Source organism: Synechococcus sp. MEDNS5, from assembly GCF_014279875.1.
GTDB lineage: Bacteria > Cyanobacteriota > Cyanobacteriia > PCC-6307 > Cyanobiaceae > Synechococcus_C.
This window is the reverse complement of sequence record NZ_CP047952.1, coordinates 2,308,612-2,324,626: the sequence shown is the minus strand read 5'-3', so window position 1 is coordinate 2,324,626 and position 16,015 is coordinate 2,308,612. Positions and strand designations below refer to the sequence as shown.

Annotated in this window: 16 protein-coding genes; 8 read left to right on the top strand and 8 right to left on the bottom strand. The window is 57.0% G+C overall.

All coding sequences use genetic code 11. The features are described from left to right. Positions 1–74: 74 nt before the first annotated feature. Both SynMEDNS5_RS12475 and SynMEDNS5_RS12470 read left to right on the top strand, forming a co-directional pair. A complete protein-coding gene (locus tag SynMEDNS5_RS12475) occupies positions 75–278 on the top strand; it encodes a hypothetical protein (protein WP_186583654.1) in 204 nt (67 codons plus the stop codon). Positions 279–448: 170 nt separating this feature from the next. Beyond that, on the top strand, positions 449–898 hold the full coding sequence (locus tag SynMEDNS5_RS12470) for a hypothetical protein (protein ID WP_186583653.1): 450 nt from the start codon (positions 449–451) through the stop codon (positions 896–898). A 518-nt stretch (positions 899–1,416) separates the two neighbouring features. Here the strand turns inward: SynMEDNS5_RS12470 and SynMEDNS5_RS12465 are convergent. Genes SynMEDNS5_RS12465 through SynMEDNS5_RS12455 form a run of 3 tightly spaced genes read right to left on the bottom strand, consistent with a single transcriptional unit; the run spans position 1,417 to position 3,040 of the window. Continuing rightward, positions 1,417–1,809, bottom strand: coding sequence for a transcriptional repressor (locus SynMEDNS5_RS12465; protein WP_186583652.1), 393 nt, complete (start codon positions 1,807–1,809; stop codon positions 1,417–1,419). A gap of 11 nt (positions 1,810–1,820) precedes the next feature. Beyond that, positions 1,821–2,741 carry an oxidoreductase gene (locus tag SynMEDNS5_RS12460; RefSeq protein WP_186583651.1) on the bottom strand — a complete coding sequence of 307 codons (921 nt, stop codon included), beginning with the start codon at positions 2,739–2,741 and terminating at the stop codon, positions 1,821–1,823. Between the two features lie 41 nt (positions 2,742–2,782). Continuing rightward, complete coding sequence (locus tag SynMEDNS5_RS12455) at positions 2,783–3,040, bottom strand: hypothetical protein (RefSeq protein ID WP_186583650.1); 258 nt, start codon at positions 3,038–3,040, stop codon at positions 2,783–2,785. 67 nt (positions 3,041–3,107) lie between these two features. Here SynMEDNS5_RS12455 and SynMEDNS5_RS12450 point away from each other — a divergent pair, with 67 nt between their 5' ends. The 3 genes from SynMEDNS5_RS12450 to SynMEDNS5_RS12440 all read left to right on the top strand — a co-directional run bounded on the left by SynMEDNS5_RS12450 (position 3,108) and on the right by SynMEDNS5_RS12440 (position 6,984). Continuing rightward, complete coding sequence (locus tag SynMEDNS5_RS12450; RefSeq protein ID WP_186583649.1) at positions 3,108–3,566, top strand: protein phosphatase; 459 nt, start codon at positions 3,108–3,110, stop codon at positions 3,564–3,566. A 61-nt stretch (positions 3,567–3,627) separates the two neighbouring features. Beyond that, positions 3,628–4,197 carry a 2OG-Fe(II) oxygenase gene (locus SynMEDNS5_RS12445; RefSeq protein WP_186586011.1) on the top strand — a complete coding sequence of 190 codons (570 nt, stop codon included), beginning with the start codon at positions 3,628–3,630 and terminating at the stop codon, positions 4,195–4,197. A 42-nt stretch (positions 4,198–4,239) separates the two neighbouring features. Continuing rightward, positions 4,240–6,984: a valine--tRNA ligase gene (locus tag SynMEDNS5_RS12440; RefSeq protein ID WP_186583648.1), complete on the top strand. Its 2,745-nt coding sequence runs from the start codon at positions 4,240–4,242 to the stop codon at positions 6,982–6,984. Between the two features lie 17 nt (positions 6,985–7,001). Here the strand turns inward: SynMEDNS5_RS12440 and SynMEDNS5_RS12435 are convergent, their stop codons facing one another. Continuing rightward, on the bottom strand, positions 7,002–8,249 hold the full coding sequence (locus SynMEDNS5_RS12435; RefSeq protein ID WP_186583647.1) for a mechanosensitive ion channel family protein: 1,248 nt from the start codon (positions 8,247–8,249) through the stop codon (positions 7,002–7,004). Positions 8,250–8,254: 5 nt separating this feature from the next. Beyond that, the gene (locus SynMEDNS5_RS12430; RefSeq protein WP_186583646.1) at positions 8,255–9,451 is read right to left on the bottom strand and encodes an ABC transporter substrate-binding protein; all 1,197 of its coding nucleotides are present in this window, start codon (positions 9,449–9,451) and stop codon (positions 8,255–8,257) included. A gap of 281 nt (positions 9,452–9,732) precedes the next feature. Here SynMEDNS5_RS12430 and SynMEDNS5_RS12425 point away from each other — a divergent pair, with 281 nt between their 5' ends. Genes SynMEDNS5_RS12425 through SynMEDNS5_RS12415 form a run of 3 tightly spaced genes read left to right on the top strand, consistent with a single transcriptional unit; the run spans position 9,733 to position 12,292 of the window. Further along, positions 9,733–10,707 (top strand): ATP-binding cassette domain-containing protein, encoded by a 975-nt coding sequence (locus tag SynMEDNS5_RS12425; RefSeq protein ID WP_186586010.1) that lies wholly within the window; start codon positions 9,733–9,735, stop codon positions 10,705–10,707. After that, positions 10,707–11,504, top strand: coding sequence for an ABC-2 family transporter protein (locus tag SynMEDNS5_RS12420; protein ID WP_186583645.1), 798 nt, complete (start codon positions 10,707–10,709; stop codon positions 11,502–11,504). Before SynMEDNS5_RS12425 ends, SynMEDNS5_RS12420 begins: the two co-directional genes overlap by 1 nt. Then, positions 11,504–12,292: an ABC transporter permease gene (locus tag SynMEDNS5_RS12415; RefSeq protein WP_186583644.1), complete on the top strand. Its 789-nt coding sequence runs from the start codon at positions 11,504–11,506 to the stop codon at positions 12,290–12,292. The genes SynMEDNS5_RS12420 and SynMEDNS5_RS12415 overlap by 1 nt, the downstream gene beginning before the upstream one ends. A 15-nt stretch (positions 12,293–12,307) precedes the next feature. Here the strand turns inward: SynMEDNS5_RS12415 and SynMEDNS5_RS12410 are convergent, their stop codons facing one another. From SynMEDNS5_RS12410 to SynMEDNS5_RS12400, 3 genes are all read right to left on the bottom strand, one after another. Beyond that, positions 12,308–13,372, bottom strand: coding sequence for a mechanosensitive ion channel family protein (locus SynMEDNS5_RS12410; protein WP_186583643.1), 1,065 nt, complete (start codon positions 13,370–13,372; stop codon positions 12,308–12,310). A gap of 69 nt (positions 13,373–13,441) precedes the next feature. Continuing rightward, a complete protein-coding gene (locus SynMEDNS5_RS12405; RefSeq protein ID WP_186583642.1) occupies positions 13,442–14,794 on the bottom strand; it encodes a mechanosensitive ion channel family protein in 1,353 nt (450 codons plus the stop codon). Beyond that, positions 14,791–16,005: an ABC transporter substrate-binding protein gene (locus tag SynMEDNS5_RS12400; protein ID WP_186583641.1), complete on the bottom strand. Its 1,215-nt coding sequence runs from the start codon at positions 16,003–16,005 to the stop codon at positions 14,791–14,793. Before SynMEDNS5_RS12400 ends, SynMEDNS5_RS12405 begins: the two co-directional genes overlap by 4 nt. Positions 16,006–16,015 lie beyond the last annotated feature (10 nt).

Sequence of the window (16,015 nt, the reverse complement as noted above, 5' to 3'; positions counted from 1 at the left end):
GGGGAGGGTGTAACGATGCAAAAGTGCGATGGTGAATACATCGGGGGGCGACCCTCACACAACACCTGAATTAAATGAAACTTTCTGCTTTTGTCGCTATCGCTGCTGTTATTGGTGGTTCATTTTTAATTCCTGTTCCTGCTGATGCAAGCGTCTGGGTTGACCTAAAAAATAATAAACAGCTACTTGCCAATGACGGTGATTCAACAGTTTATGTGACAAATGGGTATACGACCACATCGGAAAAAACTGAGAAGGCAGGCTATCCAATTGCGTGAGGCAAACATAATGCAAGAAAACTGATTAACAATATCCCTGGCATTAAGGGATGGGCGAGCGCATTTCATAATGAGTCAAACCATATGCCAAACTCTGAAATTGGTTCTTGGACTGCAGAAATGCTTTACAGAAACAGTAATTGAAAAAAAGTCGGGAAGCCTGAAGCCTTATGGCTGAAAGCTATACAAAACCCGCAAGGGAAAAGCAGGGGGCGTTATGTGTCGCTATCAATCTCCCGACAAACTTACTTCTTTTACTCCATAGTCAAATGATTGAGCAAAGTATTTTCATCAGTGAAGACGGTCGAAGATTTGACACCTCAGAGGAATGTCAAGAGTGGGAATCTCTGCTTATTGTCATAAGAAAAGTCAGGCAGCGGTTATGGGAGCATGAATTCAAGACATCAGCCTTGGGTCCAGCATGGTGCAAAGAAAATATGGGAGAAAGGTGTACCGACGAATACCAGCTCAGTTCTGACAACGAACTTCTTCACCTTGATGACGATATATTTGGAGGAAGACTAGAAGATGTATGCATTGTTGCAGTTCAGTCATACATGTTTAGGCTTAGACAAGAATATTCAATAGTCTTTGATTGGCTAATAAATACTCAATACTAGTTTTGCTATCAATCTCCCGACTGAACATTCAGTCCCGTCAGCTATGGCGGGTTTTTTATTGCCTACCCAGTTGGTGGATGCAATCAACCCACTCCTTAGGCGAAGTTGATGCCAGTAATGAATTGAGGGAATGGAAAAGTTGGTCTACGGACCTTTTGTTACGAGAGAGATCGCTTTGCAGCTGCTATCCCTAAGCCTACTCATGGCCTACATGGCGGAGAACAGCAAGCGGCTCATGGAAGCGAGGTACTGAACCGATTGGATGCAAAAGAGGGAGCAACTGCCTTGTAGGCAGTCGGTCGATTGCAAAGTGGTCCCACCTTGTAAGTGGTCCCGCCCCCTAAAACGGGACCACTATTGGCATTTCAGGGGGGTTCCTAGGGCGCCCTCTATATCCAAGAGCCCAGTCATAGCTTGAAAATCGCTTGCTAGGACTGTGAAATTTTCTCCCTTACAAGGAGATTGTCACTGGTTCGATCCCAGTATCGCCCACTTGAATTCAGCGTGTCACTGGGTTCTCAGCGACTGTCTCGGCAGCTGTGGCAGAGCCCGAAAAATTCCAGGGTGTGGAAGATCACATCGAAATCTTCCGCTTCCGGAGCCTCCACGTTCAGGCCGTGGATCGGGCAGTGCTCAAGACGTTCGGTCTTGCCGCAGTCCACACAGGTGAGGTGATGATGATCTCGCTCCACTGGTGCATAGAGAGCTTCACCCGTGGGCAGATGACGACAGCGCACTTTCCCTTGGCGCTGCAGCTGGCGCAGGTTCCGGTACACCGTGGCCAGTCCCATCGCTCCAGGTTTGTCCTGGAGGCAGCGATGAAGCTGCTGGCCCGTCATTTCCTGTTCGGAGCGTTGCAGTTGCTCCAGCAGTTTCAGCTGGCGATCACGGCCAGCATTTCCCCGTTCCATCGTCGTTGGTCTCACACTGCAGCGCTGTGGTGTTCAGTCAGTGATTCACTCACTGTCCAGAGGCGTTGTCGCTGGCTTTGATCCTTGGCGGCACGGGCCACCGGCTGTTGTTTGGGAGAACCGCGCAGTCCGCCCAGCTGGCTTGGGCCGTAGTGCTCACCGCCCTGGGCATCGCTTGCCGTGGCGGCATAAAGCTGGGGCAGGGCTCCCTGGGCAGCGCTCTGGAAGAAAGGATCCATCAGCCGATAGGCCAGGGCTTCCTGCCAGGCTCCCGTGGCGGCCACCGACACCGGTTGCAAATTGGTGCGTGCCAGTCCGGGGTGGGCTGCGAGGGATCGCACCGCACTTCCGGAGGCCTGCAGCCGCTGATTCAGTTCCAAAGCAAACATCACATTGGCGAGCTTGCTTTGGGAATAGGCCTTCCAGCGGTCGTAGCGCTGCTCTCCCTGGAGGTCGTCCCAGGCCATCACTCCGAAATACTGGGCGCCGGAGGTCACGGTGACAACCCGCGCATGCGGGCGGTCGTTCATCAAGGGCAGCAGCGCCTGAGTTAAGGCGAAGTGACCCAGATGATTCACACCAAATTGCAGTTCATAGCCTTGGCGGCTGAGCATGCGTGGAGGCGCCATCAGTCCGGCGTTGTTGATCAGAAGATCCAGCCGTCCGTACCGGTCCGCCACATCCCTCGCGCAGCTCGCCACGCTGTTCAGATCCGAGAGATCCAGCTCGAGAAGATCCAGACCGGCAGTGCCTGCTCCCAGCAGTTGGGCACGGGCTGCTTCACCCTTGCGTGCGCTGCGGCAGGCCATCAGCACGGTGCAGCCACGGCCGATCAGTGCCCGCGTGGTTTCCAGCCCAAGGCCGCTGTTCGCCCCGGTGACCAGGGCGACCCGACCTCGCTGATCAGGTATGTCTTCGGTAGTCCAACCCATGGTGCGGGAGTGTCAGCACAGGGTCAGTCTCGCTGGTCGGATCAGTCCTCGGGGAACAGCAGCCCTGCCAGTTCGTCGGCATCCACGTCGTAGACCCTTGCCAGAGAGGTTTCGATGGCACTGGTCACTTCACCGGGAAGAAAGCGCATCGAATTCAGGGCATCTTCGGTGATCTCGTCTGTGAGAAGGGTGTCCTCGCTGTCCAGTTTCTCGTCGTTGATCACTGCCATCACCCAGCTCTGATAGGCGTACACCAGATCCGAGAATTCGAGTTCGGGGTCGTTGAGATCCAGGGTCATCGTCAGGCTCAGCGCGCTGCACCAGTCTGACCTCCGGGGAGCAGGATGTCTTTAGCTGAGCATCAGGATGGGTTTACCGGATTCCGAACAGCTCCAGGGCACTCTTGTTGATTTCGCCCTCGGTGAGCTGATCCGACAGAACCGCGAGAGTTTTCAGCCGCTCTGGACGGTGGACAGCTGGGCCAAACTGATGATTTGGCTGGCCCTGAACTGCGGCCTTGCCGGTGACAGCGAAAGCCTGGAGCATTTCGCCGCTGCTCTGGGTGAACGAATCACATCGCGCTTACGGCGCACGTTTTTTGAAAGGGAGCTGCCTGATCTTGAACTTCAGGTTCTGGCGGATCCGGCTGAGCAACAGGTGTTGCTTCTTTCCCTCGATCCAGGAAATCCCTCGGTTCTGGCTCCCGATCGCCTCCAGCGGGCACTTGAGAGAGTGGCGCTGATCCCCAGAGTGGTGCAGGACCAGGGGCGTTGGCAGCAGCTGGAGGCGGTGGTGGCCATTCCCTGGGAGGCCTGCCGTGATTGAACAGGTCTCCTTGATCGCCTCCTACCGCAATGCCGGCTACGAGGCCGTCGCCGATGGTGTGATGGCGTTCTTTGATCGCCGCAAAGACTTGCAACGGCCTGGCGTGGCCTTCGGGCCAGGCGGTGGCGACGAGCCTGCCAAGGTGTCCACCGACATCAGCCTGGTCGCCATTGATCGCAGTGATCCCGATGCCTATGCCCTCGCCGAGGTGATCGTGCGCGGGGTGACGGCAGCCCTTGCGCAGTACCTCAAGGAACGGCCCCTCTTTCGTCAGGTGTGTCCGGATCAGGAGCTTTTCGTGCTCCCGATCTTCAATCTTCAGCGCTATGCCCCTGGAGAGGGTTTCCGGCAGTGGCATTGCGACTGGACGATCAGCAATGAGGCCACCGAGCCGGTGCACCGTGTTCTCGCTTGGATCCTTTATTGCGACAGCGTGCCTGAGGCTGGCACTGAGTTCCACTGGCAGCACCATCACGAAGCCGCCGAGCGGGGCAAGCTCGTGATTTTCCCTGCTGGACCGTCTCACATTCACCGGGGGCGAGTGAACACCACCGCCAGCAAAACCATTGCCACGGGCTGGATCAACGCCGGGTCTTATCAGGCTTTTCTTGAGCGTCTCTCCCGAGCCTGATGCGTCGCTTTGCGAGCATGGCCCACGCATCGCACCGCTTCCGTGCCCGAACTGGCCAAGACCTACGACCCGGTTGGTACGGAAGCGCGCTGGCAACAGGCCTGGGAGAGCCAGGGAGCCTTTCATCCCGACCCCAATGCGCCTGGTGAACCGTTCTCGGTGGTGATCCCGCCACCGAACGTGACCGGCAGCCTGCACATGGGCCATGCCTTCAACACGGCCCTGATCGATACGATCGTGCGCTATCAGCGCCTGGCTGGAAAGAACGTGCTCTGCCTGCCCGGCACCGACCACGCCTCGATTGCAGTGCAGACGATCCTTGAGAAGCAGCTCAAGGAGGAAGGAAAGACCCGCCACGATCAGGGCCGCGACGCGTTCCTGGAGCGGGCCTGGCAATGGAAGGCCGAGAGCGGTGGGCGGATCGTTGGCCAGCTGCGGCGGCTCGGGTATTCCGTTGATTGGAAACGTCAGCGCTTCACCCTTGATGAGGGCCTGAGCGAGGCGGTGAAAGAGGCCTTCGTGCGCTTGCACGAGCAGGGTTTGATTTACCGCGGTGAATACCTGGTGAACTGGTGCCCTGCCTCCGGTTCGGCGGTGAGCGATCTGGAAGTGGAGATGAAGGAGGTGGATGGTCATCTCTGGCATTTCCGCTATCCCCTCAGCAGCGGCGAAGGCCATCTGGAGGTGGCCACCACCCGGCCCGAAACGATGCTGGGCGACACGGCGGTGGCGGTGAACCCCACCGACCAGCGCTATGCCCACCTGGTGGGACAGACCCTGACGCTGCCGTTCGTGGGCCGGGAGATTCCGATCGTGGCCGACGACCATGTGGAAAAAGACTTCGGCACCGGCTGCGTCAAGGTGACGCCGGCCCACGACCCCAACGATTTCGCCATCGGCCAGCGCCACGGTCTGCCCCAGATCACGGTGATGCGCAAGAACGGCACGATGAACAAGGAGGCGGGCCAGTTCGAGGGGCTGGATCGTTTCGAGGCCCGCAAGGCGGTGGTGGCCGGCTTGGAGGAGCTGGGGTTGCTGGTGAAAGTGGAGGACTACCGCCACAGCGTTCCCTATTCCGATCGCGGCAAGGTGCCGGTGGAGCCTCTGCTCTCCACCCAGTGGTTTGTGAAAACCGAGCCCCTGGCGGCCCGTTGCCGCGACGCGCTGGAGAAGCAGGATCCCCGCTTCATCCCCGAGCGCTGGGAGAAGGTGTATCGCGACTGGCTCACTGACATCCGCGACTGGTGCATCAGCCGCCAGCTCTGGTGGGGCCATCGCATCCCCGCCTGGTTCGTGATCAGCGAAACCGGCGGCAAGTACACCGACACCACGCCTTACGTGGTGGCCCGCAACGAAGCCGAAGCCCTGGAGAAGGCCAAGGCGGAGTACGGCGCGGCGGCGCAGATCGAGCAGGACGAAGACGTGCTCGACACCTGGTTCTCCAGTGGCCTCTGGCCCTTCTCCACCCTGGGTTGGCCCGATACGGACAGCGCTGATCTGCAGCGCTGGTACCCCACCAGCACCCTGGTGACGGGCTTCGACATCATCTTTTTCTGGGTGGCCCGGATGACGATGATGGCCGGCGCTTTCACCGGCGCGATGCCCTTCCAGGACGTCTACATCCACGGCCTGGTGCGGGATGAGCAGAACCGCAAGATGAGCAAGAGCGCCGGCAACGGCATCGATCCACTGCTGCTGATCGACCGTTACGGCACCGATGCTTTGCGTTTTGCCCTGGTGCGTGAAGTGGCTGGTGCGGGTCAGGACATCCGCCTGGATTACGACCGCAAAAAGGACACCTCCGCCACCGTGGAGGCCTCGCGCAACTTTGCCAACAAGCTCTGGAATGCCACCCGCTTCGCCCTGATGAACCTGGGCGGCGAGACGCCGGCCCAACTCGGTGAGCCCATCCCTGAGGCCCTGCAGTTGGCGGACCGTTGGATCCTCTCGCGTCTAGCCAGGGTGAACCGGGAGACGGCGGAGCGTTATGGAAGTTATGCATTGGGTGAAGCGGCTAAGGGCCTCTACGAGTTCGCCTGGAACGACGTTTGCGACTGGTATCTGGAGCTGAGCAAGCGCCGGCTCAATCCCGGTGAGAACCCCTCAGCCGAGGCCCTGGCTGATCAACGGGTGGCCAAGCAGGTGCTGGCCAAGGTGATCAGCCAGATGCACCTGATGCTGCATCCGCTGATGCCCCACCTCACCGAGGAGCTCTGGCACAGCGTCACCGGCGAACCGGCGACCAGTTTCCTGGCCCTGCAGTCCTGGCCGGCTCGGGATGAGAGCGCTCTGGATGATGCCTTGGAAGCGTCCTTCGCGGAGCTGATCGGTGCTATCCGCTTGGTGCGCAACCTGCGGGCGGTGGCGGGCCTCAAGCCCTCCCAATCGGTGCCGGTGCGCTTCGTCACCGGCCGCGGCGAGCTGGCGGCTGTGCTCACCAAGGGCACGGCCGACATCACGGCGTTGACCCGGGCGGAGTCGGTTGCGGTGATGACGCCGGCGGAAGCTGATGCGGCTCCAGTGGCCAAGGCCCTGGCGGGGGTGAGCGGTGAGCTGCAGGTGCTGTTGCCGATCGAAGGGCTTGTGGATCTCGATGCGCTCAAGGGCCGCCTGGAAAAAGACATCGCCAAGGCCGAGAAGGAGATCAAAGGACTGGCAGGCCGGCTGGGCAACCCCAACTTCGCTGGCAAGGCCCCGCCAGAGGTGGTGGCGGAATGCCAGGCCAACCTGGATGAGAAGCAGGCCCAGGCCGATTTGGCCCGCAAGCGTTTGGCGGACCTCAGCTGATCTCGACCTGGCCTTTGTCAGCCAAGCGTTTTCTTGTCCTTGGGAGGCCATTCCATGGGGTACACCTGGCGCTGGGGAAAGGGAATGGTGATGTCATTCTCTTCGAAGGCAGTCCAGATCTGCTGACGCAGTTCACTGCTGACTGTCAAAGCATCAAGCGGATTGCGAACAGAGAATTTGAGTATGTAGGTGATTGATGAGTCGGCAAAATCGATCGTGAATGCTTTCGGCATCGGCTGTTTGAGAACCCGGTCGTGAGATTGTGCAATCTCCTCCAGCAAGCCAATGATGAGTTGGGGATCGTGGTGGTAAGCGGCGCCAATTTCAATGGTTTCTCGTCTGTTATTTTCTCCTGCGGTGAATGATTCCGCTTTCGCTTGAAAAAGGATTTGATTGGGAATCAGCAGTTCCGCGTCATCACGCTGTCTACTTAGGTAGATTACCCTTAAGCCAAGTTTCTTCACCAGACAAGGTTCATTGTCGATCATGAGAACTTCGCCAGGTTTGATAGAACCCTCAAGTAAGAGCCAGATTCCAGTAACAAAGTTCAAGACTGGTTGTTGTAGCCCGAGTCCCAGGCCAATGCTTAATGAGCCGAAGATAACGAGCAGAGTGCTGCTGTCAAAATTTGCCCATAATGCAAGCGCTACCAGGCCACAGGCAATGATCAAATACTGGAAAAGAGGTTGAAGTAGTTTGCGCGTTCGGTCGTCATATTTGAGGATTAGTTGAATCACATAGGCTGTAAGTGCTGCAAAAGTTTGACTCGTTACTAAGATTAAGTACAATCCAATGACAAGTAAAAAGGTGTTGCCGATGGCGAACTCGGTGTTTGAAAAATTGCCTATTCCAACAATGCTTATGGCCGACAGGCTGCTGAGTCTTGCGATAAAATAAGTAATCGCCCAGACCAATATTGCGGGCTTCGCGATTTTACTGAGTAACGCTGCAAGTTGATTTTTGCGGTTATTGATTTTTAGTTTTGATTCAATCCAGCTGACAGTATTAAAGAGTGCCCAGAAGAGCCCCACCTGAAGAACAATGCCAGATGGGATTGGCACGATCCCAAGAAGCAGTCCCGTGCCCACTAGGGTTAGAGGGCCAACAAGATTGGCAAGGGGTTGATTGTTGTTGAAGAGTGTCGTCGTCCGGCGGGTGAATGCAACTGAAATCGCAACAACAAGGATAAAAGCGATCTGCCAGCTCACGCTCCACCTGTCCAAGTAGCCCAGCCAACCCACAATCTCTGTCTGTAGTGCCTCCATGGTGATCAGTTTGTTTGTGGTGTGGTGAGGATTTTCAAGGCTTCATCGACGTCGAGAGAGCCATCAATAAGATCTGCAATTGTTTTGCTTTGATCTCCATATCGTTCTCCGTAGCTTTGTAGTCCAGGTTCCTCTTTCGAGTAAGACTGCCATTGCTTGTTATAGGATGTATTGATGGCGGATTGAATTTTTGAGATTTCAGGTGGAATGGATACGTTTTGATTGGCTGCTAGGAGTCCTAAATCGTCGAGCTGAATCTTTCTCTGTGCGATGACGTTAACCAAGGTTTTGATGTATTTAATTGCTGTTTTTCGTTGGGTGCGACTTGAGTTTTTGCCCAATGCGAAACCATAAATTAGGTACCTTGGAAATGCTTTTGACATGGTGCCATTGGGCAGTGCGGCAATCCCAAGGTTGTTGCCCATTATTCTTTTGAGATCTTCAAGTTGGCTGCCAGAGCATGTTATCCAGTCGAGCTCATTTTTTTTGAGCTTTGTGCTCAGTTCTCTCTTGTCTTTATGGAAAGAGATGTTCTTATACAGGGCTGCTTGTCGGAGCCATTGAAGCCATTTGCGTAGACCTGGATAGTTTGGGTTGGTTGGGATCTGATTGCCAACCGAGCTGATTTCAGAAACGGCTCCTAGAGCACCTGCTGACCAGGCTATCTCAAAGCTATTCTTTGCAAGTCCAATTTTTTTTCCACTGGAACTGAGTTTTTCAAGCTCGTCAATTGTTCCCGGAGAGTTCCCTATCTTTGACTTGTTAAAGCATGCAATTTGTGTATCAACCAGCCATGGAGCAAACGTGTATTCTCCTTTTATTTGCGCAAACGTCTGGATGCGTGAATTGTAAAATGTATCAAAATTTTGTTTGTTTGGGAGTGGTGTGGTGAGGCCATTTTTTAGCAATGTAGTCGCTAAATATTGGTCTGTGATGACAAGGTCTGGCCCAAGATTAAGGTCGCTGTCTTGTTTGATCTGGCTGATAAAATTGTTTGATTTATAGGTGATGTAGGCAATGTTTATGTTTGGATTAGAGCGCCGAAATGTTTCAGTGTATTCGTTAAGGAAGGTCTTGATATCTGCTGTATCATTTTCAAAAAATTCCTGCTCCTGCGATGCACCAAAAGTGATGAACAGTGTCGTTGGCGCCTTGAAATTTGTGCAGCTGGTCAGCAGGATTGCTAAGGAGCCTGCAGTCACCGTGTTGAAGTTCTTTAGCCAGTGCACAGCGGTAGCAGCAAGGTCAAAACGATCCCTGTAAAATTAACTCAGTTCTTGTATGGCCGCACCCCGCTTCTGATTGTTGTTTGAATGCAGTGGATGGCCAAGCTGCCTTTTGGCAATACCTCATTAAAGTGAGTCAGCTGTTGTTCAAGCGTTTTGCTTGTCTAAATTGATCCTTCATAATCGTCTGGATTGCAGCTCAGGCAGTCGGTCTTTTAGTCCATGCAAACAACAACACGTCAATTCTTTCAATGACGCTGATCTGTGTTGATGGCCTGAGCAAGATCTACCGGGTTGCCGAGAAGCAGCCCGGGCTGGCCGGCACCCTGCGCCATTTCGTCCGCCGCCGCACCCGGGACGTGACAGCGGTGCAGGACGTCTCCTTCCGGATTGAGCCCGGCGAGATGGTGGGCTTTCTCGGTGCCAACGGGGCCGGCAAAACCACCACCTTGAAGATGCTCTGCGGCTTGATTCACCCCAGCAGCGGCGCGGTGCAGGTGGCGGGGTTCAGTCCCCAGCGCCGCCAGGCGGAGTTCCTCAGACGGATCACTCTGGTGATGGGGCAGAAGCAGCAACTGCTCTGGGACCTGCCGCCGATGGACTCGCTGCGGGTGAATGCGGCGGTCTACGGAATCCCCGATGCTGTGGCCCGGCGGCGCATCAGCGAGTTGGCCGATCTGCTGGAGCTGGGGGAGGAGCTCACCCGGCCGGTGCGCAAGCTTTCCTTAGGCCAGCGGATGAAGGCCGAACTGCTGGCGGCGCTGCTGCATGAGCCGCAGGTGTTGTTCCTCGATGAACCGACCCTGGGGCTGGATGTGAACGCCCAGGTCCGCGTGCGCCAGTTCCTGGCCGACTACAACCGCCGCACGGGGGCGACCGTGCTGCTCACCAGCCACTACATGGCCGACATCACGGCGTTGTGTCCCCGGGTGCTGCTGATCCACAAGGGGCGGTTGTTCCACGACGGGCCGCTGGACTCCCTGGCTGAACAGCTGGCGCCGGAGCGGGAGGTGCGGCTGGAGCTGGAGGCGCCGGTTGATCCTTCGCTCTTCGCCGGTCTGGGACGGTTGGAGTTGATGGAGGGGTGTGACGTGCGGCTGTTGGTGCCCCGCGATCAGCTCACCGCCGTGGTGGCTCAGCTGCTGGATCGTTTTGCGGTGCGCGATCTGGATGTGACCGATCCTCCGATTGAAGAACTGATCGGTGGCCTGTTCCGCCAGGGGCGCGTCTGATGCGGATCTTCGGCTTGAACCGGCGGATCATCCGGGTGCTGCTGGGCACCCAGTACGCCCACATGCTCGAGTACCGCGCTGAGATCGCCCTCTGGGCCCTCTCGGGTGTGCTGCCGTTCATCATGCTCAGCGTCTGGAGTGGCAGCGACGCGCGCTTGGGGCTGGGGCTCGATGGTGTGGCCCTGGATCGCTATTTCCTCAGTGCCTTTCTGGTGCGCCAGTTCTCGGTGGTGTGGGTGGTGTACGACTTTGAGGAGGATGCGCTGCAGGGCCGGCTGTCGCCCTACCTGCTGCAACCGCTGCACCCGCTCTGGCGTTATGTGGCGGCCCATCTCGGTGAACAGCTCACCCGTCTGCCTTTTGCCGCCCTGATCGCGGCGGTGTTCTTTGCGGTGCAGCCCCAGGCCTTCTGGCAGCCCTCGGTGGGAGGCTTTCTGCTGGCCTGGCTGGCCACCTGGATGGCCTTTGCCATCGCCTTTCTGTTCCAGAGCCTGTTGGCCGCCCTCTGTTTCTGGAGTGAGAAGGCCAGTGCCCTGGAGCGGCTTCAGTTCATCCCTTTTCTGTTCCTTTCCGGTCTGCTGGCACCGCTCACGGCCTTCCCGCCGGCGGTGCGGGCCTGGGCTCAGTGGACGCCGTTTCCGTACCTGATCGATTTTCCTGCGCGGGTGCTGGCGGGCCAGCCGGTGGACCTGATGGCGGGCTTCGGGGCGCAGCTGGCCTGGATCGCCGTGTTGCTGCCCTTGCTGCTGCTGCTCTGGCGCGCCGGCGTGCGGCGCTATAGCGCCATGGGGGCCTGATGGGACGGTACTGGCGAACCCTGCGTCGCTTCTGGGGCACGGCCGTGGCGGTGCAGCTGGAGTACCAGGCCAACGTGTTGATCGAGCTGCTGGCGGTGGCGATGAGCCTCAGCGGCAGTCTGTTTCTGCTTTCGCTCTTTTATGGACCGCAGCAGACTCTGGGGGACTGGAGCTGGGCCCAGGCTCTGATGGTGCAGGGTCTCTACACCGTGTTCGACGGCATGGCCACCACCTGGCTGCGCCCCAATCTCGGCGCGATTGTCACCCATGTGCGCGAGGGAACGCTCGACTTCGTGCTGCTCAAACCGATCGACAGTCAGTTCTGGTTGTCGTTGCGCACGCTGTCGCCGGCGGGTCTACCAGAGATCGGTCTGGGGCTTGGGCTTTTGGCCTGGGGCAGCCATCAGGCCGGTGTGGTGCTCACGCTTTTCTCCTTTTTTACCGTGTTGGTGATGCTGCTGGCCGGTGGTTTGATTCTTTATTCACTGTGGTTTCTGATCGCTGCCACCAGCATCTGGTTCGTCAAAACCTGGAATGCCACGGAGGTGTTACGAGCTCTTCTGGCCTCGGGCCGCTACCCCCTCAATGCCTATCCGCCGGCCCTGCGCCTGCTCTTCACATTGGTGTTGCCGGTGGCCTTTCTCACCACGGTTCCCGCCCAGGTATTGCTTGGACAAGCCGCCGCACCGATGCTGCTGGCGGGGTGTGGATTGGCTGCGTTGTTCTTTTCAGCGGCGCGGGCTTTCTGGCTGTTTGCACTGCGCTCCTACACTTCGGCGTCGAGTTGACACGACCGGGCAAGTTCAAGATGCATTCTGGGGAAGGAATTCGGACCATTGGTTTGGATGGCTGGTCGCTGCCGGGTAGAGAGTCATGCAATTGAAGGCAAAATCAGCACCCCTGCCTTTCACGATGCCGGCAATATCGAGAAAAATTGATTGTTGAATCGACAGCCATTCAGCCCATGCTGTCGTTTTGGTGAAGCAGTACACCATCATGTTGATGGATGATGCATCCCACTGGTTGAAATTCACCAGAATGATCTGCGTCTGGTCGATCTGAGGATGATGCTTCAGGTGGTCTCTGACCTCCTCGGTGACTCCGGCGATTTTGTCAATGTCCTCATAGCGAAGGCTGATGTTGGCGAGAATTCGCCTGTTGTACATCTGGCCTGGGTTTTCAATCGGTTTCGTGGCAAAAACCGAGTTGGGAATGTTTAACGGTCTGCGATCGAAGGTGCGGATTCTTGTGTAATACCAGCCGATGGATTCCACGGTTCCCTGCATTTCGTCGACGTTGATCCAATCCCCTTCTTTGAAGGGCCGATTGAAGAAGAGCATGAAGCCGGAGAGGAAATTCTGGCTGATCTGCTGTGTGGCAAAGGTGAAGCCGATGCCAGCGCCGCCCAGCAAGGTGGCGATGGCGGCGGACGGAATGCCGAAGTTCACCATCAACATCGCTGTGGTAATCAGCAGCACGAGAATCGTGAACAGGCGTCTCAGCAGATTGATGAGCATGGATTTGTCCTGCTCGTCGTCCATCTGCATCCAGCGACGCATCGATCCCGACTGGAGAATGACGTGCCCGACGTTCAGGGCCGCCCAGCTGATGGTGAGGATCAGCAGAGTTGCTGAAAGACGGTTCAGTGTGGTGGGATCCACCAGGTCGACGCGCTTGTCGATCCAGTGGGTGATCCAGGTGCCATACAGCGACACGCCCAGGCCGATCAGCACCGGTCGCCTCAGACTGCGTGAGATCAGGCTGCCGATGTTGCGCCCGTGTCGGCTCAGCAGTTGCAGCAGAAACCAGGCCACAACTAAGACCACGGTTCCGACCAGGAGCCCCAAGTTGGTCTGAAAAAATTCCACGCGTTCAACCGTGGCTGTCGTCAGTTGCTGAAAGTCCTGAATGGGTCTAGCGCGACAAGGGTCGGGATTTTAGCCGTGTCCTGTTGGTTTCTCCTCCGGTGATTCCTGATCAGTGGTCGGCCCGGACGGCAGGCTCTGCTGCAGGCTTGGAGGCCATTGCATGGGATACACCTGGCGCTGAGGGAAGGGAATGGTGATCCCTTCTTTCTCGAATCGTTTCCAGATCTCCCTGCGCAGATCACTGCCCACTGCGAAGGCATCCAGAGGGTTGGCCACCCAGAACAGCACCTTGTAGTTGATCGATGAATCGGCAAAGTCCGTTACGAAAGCCGCCGCTGGTGGGTATTTCTTCACTTTGGGATGCTCTTCTGCAATGGCGAGCAGCAGGTCAATCACCCGGTCGGGATCGTGGTCGTAGGCAGCGCCGACTTCAACGCTGTCGCGACGTGCCGTTTCAGCTGCTGTGTACGACGCTGCTTCCTGCGTGAAGAAGGTTTGGTTCGGGATCAGCAGCTCGGCGCCGTCACGTCCGCGCCTCAGCTGCGTGGCTCTCAGTCCGAGCTTGCGCACAGTGCAGGGATCTCCATTGATCATCAAAATCTCGCCTGGACGTACGGAGCCTTCAAACAGCAACCAGATGCTGCTGATGAAATTGGAGATGATTTCCTTGATTCCGAAACCGATGCCTACCGATAAACCACCGGCGATGGCGATGAATGCATTGCCATTGATGCCGATGTAGTACGCCACGCTCACGATGCCGATGGCGATCACGCTGTAGCGGAACAGCAATTCCATGCCACGTCGGTTCTGCTGACGCACCCCGAAGATCGTGCCGCTGACCCAGGCCATCAGTGCTGCAGGGCGTGATGCAATCGTCACGATCAGGTAAATCGCCACAATCGCTGTATAAACCTTGCCTAAGGTGATCTCAACACCAAAGAGGTTGGCGATGCCGACCCGTGCGAGATTGGCGCGGCTGCCCAAAAGGCTCAGCATTGAAACGGTGGCTGTAATCACATAAACCGGTTTGAAAAATGTGCTTTCAAGCTCTTCGATCGGGAACTGTGGATTGACACGTTGAACCAGTAATTTCAAGGGTGTGAACAGATTCCAGCCCAGCCAGAGCAGCCCGAAATAACGCAACAGGCCGAAGGGTGCTTGGCATGCGGCAAAAACTGCCGCGAGAATCAGGATCAGCGCGGGGCCGAGTAGAACACGGAGCGCTTCTGGAACCTGTTGATGTAACCGGTAACGATTGAAATGAAGTTGAAGGCTGCGTGTGCGTGCCAAAAGCACAATCACGGCCAGCACAAGCAGCTGGGACAGTACCGACCAGCGCTGCAAAAAAGCCAGCCAGCTCAGCATTTCCACGAGAATGTCCGTGGGGGAAACCGTCAGAAGCAGGGGGGTGATGGTCATGACGATGGTCCCAGTTCGCTGCTCAGTGTTGCGGCGGCTTGGCTTGGGGTTTCTGTGCCAAAAATCACATCATTGAGTGTGAATTGCATCGCTTGCTCGAGTTTGGGATCTTGATTGAGAGCTGCTCTGATTTCATCGCCAATGTGTACATCCTCTTGGTTGGTGCTGAGGTAAAGGTCTTGGGTTCCAGGGATTTCGCGATTGATGATTTGTGCCGCGGCAGGGTTGACCGGATAGGAGGTGCGATACCGCAGGGCCCATGTTTTCTGGGCCCAGGGAAGAACGATGAATTGCATCAGTTCTTCGCTTTTCAGCCGTTGTTGATGGCTGGAATTGTGTCCGAGTCCCCACACCTGCAGTCGGCTCACCGGTGTGGCTTTTCCTGCTGGCCCTGCTGGTAACAGCCCAACGCCGAGATTGTCTTTGAGGGCCTCGCGCAGTTGGGGCAGCTGGGAGCTCCAGCAGCTGATCCAGTGCAGATTGCCCTTGATCAGCTGTTGCCTGAGGGTGGCCTGATCGTTCAGGAACAGAACGTTCTGCTGAAAGCTGGCTGCTTGGAGCCAGGTGAGCCATTGCACCAGCTGGTTCACATCCTGCGTTGTTGGTGTCTCCCCACGCAGGGAACTGATCAAGGCATTTGCAGCGCCATAGCTGCCCACACTCCAATAGAGATTCTCGAAGTTCTGGGTGAGGCCGAAAATGATGCCCTCACTGCTTTGTTGGGCCAGGTCCCGCAGAGTTTTGGGTGCACTTTTGAGTTTGCGTTTGTCGTAGCAGGCCATTTGGATGTACTGGGACACCGGCAAGCCAGTGATTGTTCCGTCGCTTGTGCTCACACGTGCGAGCAGCTCCGCTGGAATGGCCTGGCGTTGTTCAGGCGTGACCGGGACGGGATCGAGTAAGCGTGCCGCGAACAGGGTCTGGATGGTCTGGGCGTCGCTGATCACCAGGTCGGGCCCCAGTCCACTGTTGGTTTGGCGTTGCAGGTCTGTCAGGACGCTGGTTTCCGAATAAAGGGAGGGTTGGATGCGCAGTCCGGGGATCACAGCGCGCAAATTGGTCTGAAAATCACGCAGCAGTTTGCGATCGCGTGCGCTTTCCTCCCCGGTCACCACTTCGTTGCCGGGCAACGTGCGTACGACCCGCAGCAAGGTGGAGCGGGATTCGTCACTGCCGCTGCAAGCGCTGAGCAGCAGAACCGCTCCTGCCAAGCCAAGAAGC